This window comes from Rhodomicrobium udaipurense JA643 (assembly GCF_000636015.1).
Lineage (GTDB): Bacteria > Pseudomonadota > Alphaproteobacteria > Rhizobiales > Rhodomicrobiaceae > Rhodomicrobium > Rhodomicrobium udaipurense.
The window spans coordinates 1-11,141 of sequence record NZ_JFZJ01000107.1 but is presented as its reverse complement, the minus strand read 5'-3'; the positions used below and the strand labels follow the sequence as shown (position 1 = coordinate 11,141).

The 11,141-nt window shown below is 61.7% G+C and carries 12 protein-coding genes and 2 pseudogenes; 5 read left to right on the top strand and 9 right to left on the bottom strand.

The genetic code is table 11. The annotated features are described in order from the left end of the window. Both T281_RS19155 and T281_RS13420 read left to right on the top strand, forming a co-directional pair. Positions 1–304, top strand: a 304-nt coding sequence (locus T281_RS19155) for a hypothetical protein (protein WP_037240009.1), incomplete at its 5' end; no start/stop codon positions are given. An 8-nt stretch (positions 305–312) separates the two neighbouring features. Further along, entirely contained in the window at positions 313–642 is a 330-nt protein-coding gene (locus tag T281_RS13420; protein WP_155955250.1) for a hypothetical protein, read from the top strand. Positions 643–722: 80 nt separating this feature from the next. Here T281_RS13420 and T281_RS13415 read toward each other — a convergent pair whose 3' ends face one another. After that, positions 723–965 carry a DUF1127 domain-containing protein gene (locus T281_RS13415; protein WP_037240003.1) on the bottom strand — a complete coding sequence of 81 codons (243 nt, stop codon included), beginning with the start codon at positions 963–965 and terminating at the stop codon, positions 723–725. Between the two features lie 130 nt (positions 966–1,095). Here T281_RS13415 and T281_RS13410 point away from each other — a divergent pair, with 130 nt between their 5' ends. Further along, a complete protein-coding gene (locus T281_RS13410) occupies positions 1,096–1,989 on the top strand; it encodes a LysR family transcriptional regulator (protein ID WP_013419268.1) in 894 nt (297 codons plus the stop codon). 58 nt (positions 1,990–2,047) lie between these two features. Here T281_RS13410 and T281_RS13405 read toward each other — a convergent pair whose 3' ends face one another. The 5 genes from T281_RS13405 to T281_RS13385 form a co-directional block, all read right to left on the bottom strand. Next, positions 2,048–2,491 (bottom strand): DUF2023 family protein, encoded by a 444-nt coding sequence (locus tag T281_RS13405; RefSeq protein WP_037240030.1) that lies wholly within the window; start codon positions 2,489–2,491, stop codon positions 2,048–2,050. Further along, a complete protein-coding gene (fldA, locus tag T281_RS13400; RefSeq protein WP_037240001.1) occupies positions 2,470–2,952 on the bottom strand; it encodes a flavodoxin FldA in 483 nt (160 codons plus the stop codon). Before fldA ends, T281_RS13405 begins: the two co-directional genes overlap by 22 nt. Before the next feature lie 428 nt (positions 2,953–3,380). After that, positions 3,381–4,319 (bottom strand): alpha/beta hydrolase, encoded by a 939-nt coding sequence (locus T281_RS13395; protein WP_037239998.1) that lies wholly within the window; start codon positions 4,317–4,319, stop codon positions 3,381–3,383. Between the two features lie 54 nt (positions 4,320–4,373). Further along, complete coding sequence (locus T281_RS13390; RefSeq protein WP_052037486.1) at positions 4,374–5,084, bottom strand: HAD-IA family hydrolase; 711 nt, start codon at positions 5,082–5,084, stop codon at positions 4,374–4,376. Between the two features lie 127 nt (positions 5,085–5,211). Then, the gene (locus tag T281_RS13385; RefSeq protein ID WP_013419263.1) at positions 5,212–6,192 is read right to left on the bottom strand and encodes an RluA family pseudouridine synthase; all 981 of its coding nucleotides are present in this window, start codon (positions 6,190–6,192) and stop codon (positions 5,212–5,214) included. Positions 6,193–6,785: 593 nt separating this feature from the next. On the opposite strand from T281_RS13385, the pseudogene T281_RS19580 reads away from it, so the two are divergent. Beyond that, positions 6,786–7,154 (top strand): annotated as a pseudogene (locus T281_RS19580) (lytic transglycosylase domain-containing protein); the annotation flags it as partial. 147 nt (positions 7,155–7,301) lie between these two features. On the opposite strand, the gene T281_RS13375 reads toward T281_RS19580, so the two are convergent. Continuing rightward, the gene (locus T281_RS13375; RefSeq protein WP_037239995.1) at positions 7,302–8,300 is read right to left on the bottom strand and encodes a glutathione S-transferase family protein; all 999 of its coding nucleotides are present in this window, start codon (positions 8,298–8,300) and stop codon (positions 7,302–7,304) included. A 127-nt stretch (positions 8,301–8,427) separates the two neighbouring features. Between T281_RS13375 and T281_RS18860 the strand changes: the two genes are divergently transcribed. Then, entirely contained in the window at positions 8,428–8,568 is a 141-nt protein-coding gene (locus tag T281_RS18860; protein ID WP_155955249.1) for a hypothetical protein, read from the top strand. A 141-nt stretch (positions 8,569–8,709) separates the two neighbouring features. Here T281_RS18860 and T281_RS13370 read toward each other — a convergent pair whose 3' ends face one another. Together T281_RS13370 and T281_RS19150 are read right to left on the bottom strand one after the other, a co-directional pair. Then, a complete protein-coding gene (locus T281_RS13370) occupies positions 8,710–9,573 on the bottom strand; it encodes a DUF1499 domain-containing protein (protein ID WP_052037485.1) in 864 nt (287 codons plus the stop codon). Between the two features lie 828 nt (positions 9,574–10,401). Then, positions 10,402–11,141: pseudogene (locus tag T281_RS19150) on the bottom strand (hypothetical protein); the annotation flags it as partial.

The window sequence follows — 11,141 nt, the reverse complement described above, 5'->3', positions numbered from 1 at the left end:
GGCGCTCGCCTATCTTCTCGGCATTGGCGAAACCGAGGCGGGCGATACGAGCCTCAACGGCCGCCTGTCCATCATTGCAAAGCTCAAGGCGGCGAGGCGCACCGAGATCGCGCGCGGGCAGGCGGGTTCGTGGCTCTACGACGTCAACCGGCACCTGAATATCTGCGCGTCTCTGCGCCGCGAATACGAAGCGCTGGAAGAAATGCTCGCGGATGACCTGGAGAGCGCCGCGCCATCGAATGCAGCCATCGCGCGGCGCGGCGTCGGAGAGAAGCGCATGTCGCGCGCGGCGGGCAGGCTGTGAAGAAGGCGATGGTCACGGACCGGCAATTGATGAATGCCATCGACTTCGACGGACGCAGCGCGGCGGAGCTTCGCGTGCTCATCGAACGCGCGCTGATCGCGGAAGGTAAGGTGCGTCGCGTGAAGGCGCTCGCCATGAAAGCCGCGTCCGACCTGACGGTTGCCGCGCAGGAGCGCGAGGCCTATGCGAGCGAGGCTTATGCGGAAGCGGTGGCTGAGGAGGCGAGGGCGGCAGCCGCTCTCGAAGAACTGAAGGCGGCGCGGGCGCATGCGCGGCTCACGATCGACATATGGCGCACGTTGGAAGCCTCGCATCGCATGGTGTCGAGCTATCCGTGAGTATTGGCCAAGCTTGAAGGCGGGCGATTATCCCGCCTTTTTCTTTTCGGCAAAGCGGCGTCAGCTTTGCGGACCATGCGTCAATGCTCGTGATGTTTGCGAACGCTATCTTCCAGATCGTAGCGGTTGAGGCCGATGTCGCGAAGCGCACGGTCGTCGAGTTGTTCGAGTTCGGCGACTGCCTGGCGAATTTCAGTTTCCTCGCTCCAGCGGCGTTTGACCGATGATAACAGGCCGAGCGCCTTGTCGAAGAAGCCGCCCGTCTCCGTGGCCGAGGTCGCGGCCGCATGGCTGAAGGGGTGAGCGTGTTTCATCGTTGTCATCGTACTCGTCTCCAATTTCCTGCGCCGCTTTTCCGCCGACGCTGGCGGACACCAGATATGCTCCCCTTCCTTCGATAAATGAAATCGATTATTGTTTGCGTAACGATAAGCAGCGCTTTGGGTCTTTCACGTGCGCGATCTCAATCTCGATCAGGTGCGGACATTTCTGGAGGTCGTGAAACGAGGGAGTTTTACGGCGGCGGCGCGCGTGCTCAACCTGACGCAGCCCGCCGTAAGCCAGCAGATCAAGGAGCTTGAGGGGCGGCTTGGCGTGCAACTCGTGGCGCGGCTCGGCAAGCGCGCCTTCGCGACCGACGCGGGCAAGGAACTCGCTGGGCGCGGGGCGAGGCTCGTCGCCGACGCCGAGGAGGCCGTGCTTGCGGTGGGCCGCTTCCGTGACGGCTGGATGAGTCCGATCCGGCTCGGCGCGACCATAACGGTCTGCGTTTATCTGCTCCCGAGGCTCCTAAGCGAACTGCGCCGCACCCACCCGGAACTCGAAGTTTCCATCGAAATCGACCTGTCGCACGTCATTGTGGAGAAAGTGGCGGCGAACGAACTCGACATCGGCCTCGTGGCGCTGCCCATCGACAAGGCGGCGCCGGTTTCGGTGACGAAGGTGCGCGAAGACCCGCTCATGGCCGTCTTTCCGGTGCATGAAGGCGCGGGCTTGCCGGCCACGATCACCGCCGACTATCTGAAGAAGCGCGCGCTCCTTCTGGATCTGCCGACGACGCAAATGCACAGGCTCGTGGTCGGCTGGTTCGAGGCGCAGGGCTTCCACCCGAAGCCGACGCTGTATCTCGGCAATTCAGAGGCGCTGAAGGCGATGGTAGCGGCGGGCGTTGGGGTTGCGATCCTAGCCATCGAGAACAGGGAAGATCTCTATCTCGGGCGCAGCATCGTGGCGCGGCCGCTGTCGCCTCCGCTTGTGAGGCAGCTCGGGTTGATCGTGCACAAGGACAAGCCACCGCATCCGGCGATGCCCGAAATCCGCGACCGTCTGACGAACATCAGCGCGTGATGAGCGGCATGCGGGCGGAGCGCGTCGGGTCTCGCCTGAGAAAAGACGAAGCGCGCGATCAGTGCGCGCGCTCCGGGTTCGCTTCGACGGCGGCATCGAGCCATGCTGTGGTATCGTCGAAATCCGGCGCGGAAAGCACCTGCGGGGCTCCCGCCGCAGCTGATCTTTCGAGGTAGCGCACGCATTGTTGCTCGCGGTCGTAGCCGAGGAGAATACCGAGCATGAAATCATGCTCGGGCGACAGATCGCACAGCGGCCCGGTAAGGAACCGCCGCGCCGCTTCCACTGCCGCCGGGCGGCCGAACACGACGTTCAGCTTCGTGGGGCAGGCTTCGTGCACATAATACGCAACACCTTCGCGCACGAGCCGAGCCACCACGACCCCCGACGCCGCCTTCGTCATGGTCAGCATGCTGAGTGGCCTGATGCCCCGAGAAAGCTCGTAGAGGTGGTGATTGAAGACGCGGATGACGCCCGCGTTTACGTCAGACGGCTGATCCAATCCGTGATCCTCTTGTCTGTCTTGGACGACTGCGTGTCCTGATCGAGGGGCAGGCCGACGAACTTGCCGTCGCGCTCGGCGGTCGAGCCGGAATAGTTGTAGCCCACCGTGTCGGTGAACCCGACGACATCCGCGCCCGTGTCGACAACGTAATCGTAGAGGATGCCGATCGCGTCCACGAAGCTCTCGGGATAGCCCTCCTGATCGCCCGTGCCGAAGATGGCGACCTTCTTGCCGGCGAGATTGGCGGAGGTCAGTTTCTCGATGTTGTCTTCCCAGTCGGTCTGGAGGGTGCCGTTGCCGTAGGTCGGCGAGCCGAGAATGAGAAGGCTCGGGCTTTCGAAGTCAGCCGTCGTTGCATCCTTGATGTCGATGGCTTTGCCGGAAAGCTTTTTGGCGATCTTGGAGGCGACCGCTTTGGTCGCGCCGCCATCGGAGCCGAAAATGACGTTCACACTCATGGTCTGGACTTTTCACCCTGTCGCAAAGCAGAAGAAAAGCGGCAGCAAGACCCCGCAGCCGCGCGTGTTCAACCGCGAACACCAACGCTTAAGAAGTTAGCGCATGGCGTTGGCCTGTTCAAATATAAAACCACGATATATCGCTTATATCTTCGATTATTTCATGGATGTATAATAGTTCTAATCCGCCATATCAAAAAACGCGCGTCTATCGAATAATCGTTCTAAAGAACAGTTCTAAAGAACAATTCTAAATCGGGTGCGCTTTCTCTTGCGCGCAGACCACGCGGCGCGAGCCGGTTGCTATTGTTCGAGCTGAACGGCATTCCCTTCCGCCTTCGCCGCAAGCGAAGGAACGCCGTCTGCGCATCGCGTGCTGGCGGAGTTTCGGCTCCCGTGGCGTCGAGGCCGGTCCCGCCCGCGCCGCTTCAAGAGCGCGCGCGCAGCCACGTGGCCACCGCGCTCGCCGCCTCGCGAGCGCTTGGCAGCACGCCGCCATATTCGATGAAGCCGTGGATCTGTCCCGCGAAGTCCCGGTAATCGGTCGCGACGCGCGAGCAGCGCAAGCGGTCCGCATACGCCGCGCCTTCATCGTGCAGCGGATCGTTCTCGGCCGTCAGCACGAGCGCGGGAGGAAGGCGCCTGAGGCTGTGGGCATAGAGCGGCGAAAGGCGTTCGTCGCAACGGTCGATGGCCGCGCCCTGCGGCATGTATTTGGACGAGAACCACCGCAGCGCGTCCCTGTCGATGGGCGGCATGTCGGCGAAGGCCCTGCGCGACGGCCACAGTTTGACCTGCTGCGTGCTGTCCGTGCTCGGATAGACGAGCACCTGCGAAGCGATCTTCGGGCCACGCTCGCGTGCGTCGAGGCACACGGCCGCCGCGAGCGCTCCGCCCGCGCTGTCGCCGCCGATGGAGAGGCGCGCCGGGTCGAGCCCGAGCAATCTCGCGTTGGCCGCGGCCCAGCCGATGGCGGCGATTGCGTCTTCGAGGCCCGCCGGAAAAGGGTGCTCGGGCGCGAGCCGATAGTCCACCGCGAGGACGCGGCACGGCGTCAGCGCGGCGATGCGGCGACAAATCCTGTCGTGGCTTTCCAGATCGCCGATGACACCGCCGCCGCCATGAAGATAGACGAGCGCGGGGCCGGGGCTGACAACGCCTTCGGGGCGGTAAAGCCTGACGCGAAGCGGTCCGCCGCGACCGATCGCCTGATAATCTTTGACCTCGGACATGGCGGGCGCGTCGCCGCCGAGGCGCTGGCATTTCTCGCGATAGGCGGCGCGCGCCTCCTCAACATCCTGCGTGGCGAGAGGCTTCGCGCGCCGTAGGTTGTCCAGCAGCTTTTCCGTATCGGAGTCGAAAGTCATGCTTATCGCCCCGCAACACCGGCGCCGGGAGCGGCTTCACTCGGATCGCAGCGGTCAGGCCGCCACTTCCCGGCAGAAGGGACGCAAGCGCCCGCCTTCCAACGCATGACACAACGCCTTCTCAAGAGACGCGAAGCTGTGAACGAGGAGATGCGCGCCCGCCCGCGTCAACTCCGTCACGGAATGATACCCCCAAGTAACGCCCACTCCGGCACTTGCCGCCGACGTTGCCATTTGCATGTCGTACGAAGTGTCGCCGATCATGATCGTCGACTGCGGCGGGATGCCTGTTTCGCGCATCGCCTGGAACAGCATGGCGGGGTGGGGCTTCGATGGCGCATCATCGGCAGTCTGCACCGTTGAAAACATCGCGGAAAACCCGTTTTCCTCGATGAAGCGGAGTGCGCCGCGCCGGGATTTGCCCGTCGCCATGCCGAGAAGCACGTCGTCGCGTGCGGCGAGGCTCGACAGGAGCTGCGCCGCGCCGAGGAACATCGGTTCGCTCTGGCGGGCGTTGCGAAGCTGCATGCACTTGTTGCGATAGGTCGCGATGATGTCGTCACGCGTGGCTTCGCACAGGTCCGGGGCGAGGCTGGCGATGGCCTCCGACATCGAAAGGCCGACGCTGCGCAGGATCGCATGGCGTGGCGGCAAAGCCAGCCCGAGATGCTGAAAAGAAAACCTCATCGACTCGACGATGATATGCTGACTATCGGCAAGTGTACCGTCACAGTCGAAAACAATAAGCGTAGGAGTTGATGCCATATCTCGCACCTGCGAAGGTTCAGTTTCCGCCCCGTTCGGATAATCATCCCCCAGAGTGCACGATCTACATTATGCCGGGCTAACGCCGCGTGAAGCTAAACGTTAGACTCATGCCTGTTATGCGCAATTATTCACCGTAACGCCCGGCGTCGAATCCGAGAAGTTCGAACGTCTGCGCGATATGCGATGGAAGCGGCGCGGAAATGTCGATTTCGCCGAGCTTCGGATCTTTCAGCGTCAGTCGCCGCGCGTGAAGGTGAAGCTTCCGCTCGATGTTTTCGATCGGGATTTCGGTCCCGTCGCCATATTTCTGATCGCCGAGAATGGGCGTGCCGAGAATGTCCATATGCGCGCGAAGTTGATGTTGGCGGCCGGTCACGGGCTTCAGCGATACCCAGGCCATGTTCGCCGCGCGGTCGATGACGGAGTAAAACGTCGTCGCGTGCTGCGCGAGCTCCTGCTCTCCGGGGCGCGCCTTGCGCACGCGGTCGCCATCAGGCCCTGACGCCTTCACGAGCGCGGCCTCGACCTTGCCTTGCGTCGGCTTCGGGATGCCGCGCGTAATCGCCCAGTAGATCTTTTGCACCGAGCGTGTCTGGAACAGGCGGCCGAGCCGCGCCGCCGTCTGGCGATCTTTTGCGACGGCGAGGATGCCGGTCGTGTCGCGGTCGAGCCTATGCACGAGGCGCGGGCGTTCGCCGCCGAAGCGGTCGGCCATGCCCGCGAGCAGCCCGTCGATGTGCCGCGTCGTCTTCGTGCCGCCCTGAACCGCGATACCGAACGGCTTGTTGAGGATGAACATCTCGTCGTTCTCGAACACGATCATGCGTTCGATGAAATCGCGGTCGGCCTTGGAAAGCCCCGGCGGCGGCTTCAGCGACGGCTGCGGCGCGTTCTCGGGCTCGGCAAAATGCGTGGGCACGCGCACTTCCTGCCCCGTCGATAGGCGGCTATCCGCCTTCACGCGGCCACCGTCGACGCGAACCTGACCTGTGCGGACAAGCTTCTGCACGAGCGTATGCGGCAGGGTCGGGTAGTTTTTTTTCAGCCAGCGGTCGAGACGAAGGCCGTCGTCGTCGGTGCGGACCGCACGCTTTTCGATGGTCATATGGGAACTCCTCGCGCGCAGTTTGGCCGCGCCGCGCGGGTAAAGTAAAGCGGCAACTTGGGTTGACCGCCGACCTCGGCGGAGGCGCGATCCTGGTGAGGCCCCTTGCGCGCCGTCGGTGTTACCTCAGGCGCGACCGGTGTTGCTCTGACGTGAAGTGCTTTGAGCAAAGGGCGAACCCTAACCAGCCAAGCCATTGGAACGTTAACGGTTTCTCAACGATACAACGCATGTTTTATTGAAATTGCATCAAGCACGAGTAGGTTGCTTTTACGCTATCACCTCGCTCGCCCTCCTCCCAAGCCTCAAAAATCCGGCAATTAAACCCCATGACATTGTTCCGCAACCTGATTCTGACCATGCCTATGGTTCTGGCTTTCGGTCAACCGACGGGCGCGCAAGGCCTTTCTGCCGGGTTGAGCAGCGGCAGCTGCGCGTTCGGGGCTTGCTCTTCCGCTCCCGGCAATGCCATCCAGGCCTACCCGCCCTCGGGCCGCGACGCGTTCAGCCAAACGCCCCGTTACCGAAGCGATCGCGGCTATGCGGACGAGCGGCCGCGGTTCGGCAAACGGCGAGGGGAGACTGTGGACGACTTCGTTGTTGAGGCGTCCCAACGCTTCGGCATTCCCACCGTCTGGATCAGGGCCGTCATCAATCAGGAAAGCAGCGGCGACGTCTACGCCGTTTCCTCGAAAGGCGCGATGGGGTTGATGCAGATTATGCCGGACACGTGGCACATTTTGCGCAGGCAGTATGGCCTCGGTTACGATCCGTTTCATCCGCGCGACAACATTCACGCGGGGTCCGCCTACCTTCGCGAACTCCATGATCGCTACGGCATGCCAGGCTTTCTCGCGGCATACAATGCGGGGCCGACGCGCTACCAGGATTATCTGACGGCCGGTCGGCCGCTCCCCGCTGAGACAGTTAATTATGTTTCGGCAATCGCACCTCGTCTCGGCTTTTCGGTTTCGCGGCGCGCATCGGGATGGGAATAGCGGTGTGAAGAAACCATGACGTCGGTCGAAACGCCTCGACGGTTGTTCATAACCACTCCCTTCCTGGAGCACTGCAGCGGGCGAAACGCGATTGATACCCATGGCCATCCCTCATGTCGGCCCGCCCGCCGCCGGAAGCGCGTCGCGGCCATGCGGCGCGGCGTAGTCGATTTCGGGTCCAACCGGCACAATGCCTGTCGGATTTATCGTCTTGTGGCTTTGATAATAATGGCCCTTGATATGCTGGAAGTTGACGGTCTCTTTTACGCCCGGCCACTGATATAGTTCGCGCGTAAAGCCCCAGAGGTTGGGATAGTCCGCAATGCGGCGGATGTTGCATTTGAAGTGACCGACGTAGACGGGATCAAAGCGCAGCAACGTCGTGAAGAGGCGCCAGTCCGCCTCGGTGATCCGGTCGCCGCAAAGATAACGGTGTCTGGCGAGCCGCGCCTCAAGCTTGTCGAGCGTCTCGAACAAGGGCCACACGGCCTCTTCGTAAGCCTCCTGCGACGTAGCGAAACCTGCCTTGTAGACTCCGTTGTTGACGCGATCGTAAATCTCCGAATTCAGTGAGTCGATCTCTGGCCTCAACGCTTCCGGGTAATAATCGCCGGAAGTTGCGCCAATACCGTCGAAGGCCGAGTTGAACATCCGGATGATCTCGGACGATTCGTTGCTCACTATGGTCTTCTGATGCTTGTCCCAAAGTACGGGAACTACGACGCGCCCGGAATAAGTCGGATCAGCTATTGTATAGACCTCATGGAGACGCGTAGCGCCGTTGACTGAATCGGGGATGACGCCGGGGCCCGGTTCGAACGTCCACCCCTCCGACCCCATGTACCAGTTCACCGCTGAAATGGGGATGAAGCGATCAAGCCCCTTAAGCGCCCGAAAAATCAGGGTACGGTGCGCCCATGGGCAGGCGTAGCAAACATAAAGGTGATAGCGGTCATGCTCGGCCCTAAACCCCGATGAGCCGCTGGGCCCAGAACTTCCATCGGGCGTGATCCAGTTGCGAAACCGGCTCTCCTGGCGCTGGAAGCGGCCGCTGGAGGACTTTGTATCGTACCACTGATCCTTCCACACTCCATCGACCAGAAGCCCCATTGGTGCACTCCTCTCGCAACATTTATACGCGGTTGACATGTTCGGCGTACGACGTTACGTTCTGCCTATGTTCTCTTTATGTATCGTTTTGTGCTTATTGTGGTGAGAGAGTCAAGGGAAACCTGAAATGGTACTCAAGTTCCTGAAGCTGGAAGAAACGGGCGACCGCGCCGCATTGCTGGCCAAAAGACGCGGGTTGGTGAGAAGCATCTGGATCCAGACTGATGATGAAACGAGTTCACCAATTTGCGCGCCGATCCTCCGTTGACGTGTCTGAGATTTGTAGGGAGCGAAGGTTTCTGAAGGGCTTTGTTACGAAGGCTGTGCAGCGGCCTGCTGAGCTTCGCGGAAAACGCTCGACCGAAGAAGCCTGATTGTCGAGGTATGAATATGGATGCTTTGCTTTTGGTTAATTGGTGTCCCGCTTGCGGTTCGCAGGCTTCGCCGGGCTCTTCGCTTTTTCCTTCTCTTCCGCCTGCCGCGCCGCGACGACGCGCTCCATGCGCTCAAGGCGTTCCAGCGCGGCGAGGCGGTTTTTCACCTCCATGAAAAACCGACGCACGCGCTCTGCGTTGCGGCCAAGGTCGTGCTGGCCGAAGCGCGAGGACGAGCGGATGTCCACACGCGCCGACTTCGCATTGCCGGTCACGCGTATCGCGACATCGTCCATGAAGCCGAACAGGAGGGTTTTTTCCACGGCCTCGATATGGCCCGCTTTGGTCGCCTCGGGGGCCTGTTCCTCCAGAATCTTCCAGTTAAGCGTCTTCACCACATCGCGGACCGACGTATAGACATCTACGAGCGGGCGTTGGATCACGAGGGGCTTCAAGTCAGGATAGGCCTGCGCCTGAAGCGGGGCGAAAGCGGCTTCATAGCGGATCGGATTTGCCTGGCCTTGCCGGATCCGGGCAACGCGATCGAAGGCCGGAGGCGCAGCTGGATCGGTGGTCACTTCGTAAAGGCGAGGGAGCGTAAGCAATGCTGGCAAGGACCAAAGCGGAACCGCGAGCACGAGCGCGGCGAGTAAAAGAGCGGTTGTCGCGCGGCCCGCTCCCCGATCGCCGTTGTTCCATATCGCGACAAGTGCCGCGATCGCCACAACTACAGCAACGATTGCCCCCGCAATCGCGGCGCCCATGATCTTGAACGCCAGCGGAGTTCCAAGGCCGAAGAAGCGATGCCAGACGAAAGCGCCAGCAAAGACAAGAACTGAAAGGGTTGCGATTCGGTAACTCCACGCCGCCCGTCTCGAAAGGGTTTCGTAAAGACGCAAAGTTCCTCTCCGCCGTGCCGTTCCAAATTCGTTCGGCTGAAGCGCGGTCGCTTCGCCGTCATGCCATCGGTTTGCGCGCCGTCCTGCTGCGGTGTTCGGCGCCGCAATGAGACAACATCGCGCGCCTTCCCGCTCGGTCAGCCGTCACCTTATCGCAATATGCTTCGCGGTGCCTTAGCTTCGGATGCGCGATTTACCATCCGTCTTTCGAAAATGTAACCGGGATTTCGCTTGCACTGTCGCAATTAAGCCGACGAATCGACAAACATTGGCAGGACAGTATGAGTGTGAGGTAGTTTAGTAAACGATGGAGTACGACTGTGGCTGATGAAATTCAATGGCGGCAGCTTGGTTCAATCGTCAATACGGTGCTTCTCGACGCAAGGGCGAAAGCTGTTCGAAACGGCGCGATGCCGAAGCCTGTGCGGCGTTCCGTCCCGATGGTGGCGCCGCAATCTGTCGCGAACCTTGCGCGAGAGGAAAGCGGCAACGGCTTCCTGAGAAAGCCCGCAGAGAGCATGCCGGTCGAACAACTCGAACTGCCGTTCGATCTTGGTGACATACGGCCCGCAACGCCTCGGATTGCACGATCGCGCGCTCGCTTGATGTAAGGACCGAGGGCAACACGGAAAAGTGCTTCTTCGTTGAGCCCGACGGCGCACGCTTTGGCGGTTGCTCGAGCGAACCGAGCGCACGCGAGCCGTTCCACGCTCGAAAATGCTTTGAGGGAACCACGATCAAACAAACATCCGGCCGAGGTAAAGCGTCGACGTAATCCAAGCGTCAGCCGCTCCATCGCGCAAAGCTAGGGCACAAGGAGACGGAACGTCAGCGTTGCGTGTATCCCAGCATGATCGGAGGCGGGGCCGGTGTTGTATTTTCGACAGCGTCAGGCTGAGCTGCCAGCTTGCCGCCCTTGCCGGACCGGTTGGTCTTCTGTAGCGCGTCGGGATCGGACGTCGCCGCACTCTGCTGCGCGGTGGGTGCCGGAGCCTGCGTTGTGGTCCCAAACTGATACCGCACGGGCTGTGAGTCGCTTTCCTGTTCGATGCGCGCGGCCGCGAAGGCCGGGCCTGAGGCGGGCGCGACGCCGGGAGCCTGGGGCGCGGTGTGCGTTGCCTGCATGCTTGCGATCGACATGGGTTTGCTGGCTGGCGTCCGGATCACCGGCGACGCGGACATGGAAGCGAGCGAGGCGGTCTCTGACGGCTGCGGCGCGCTGGCGAATGCGGCCGCCGGTTGCGAATACGCCGGCGTAAAGGAGCGCATCGGCGGTTGCGGCGTAACCGCGGCCACGGCGACTGGTTGGCTGGCCTGCGGCTGCGCGGCGTCGGGCGCTTTGTTCAGATTGGCTAGAACAGTCTGCGGCACGCCATCGACACCGGGAAGCATCCTTGGATCGACCTTGGCGAAGATAGGGCACGGACCGTCAGGGGCGGGATCGCCCGGGACACCGGGAAACTGCACGTTCACCTGATATTGCTTGCCGCAAACCTTAACGATCGGCGGCTTGCCACTCGCCTCGAACGAGTCATAGCCTTCCTTGAGCCGCGCCCAGAACGCATACC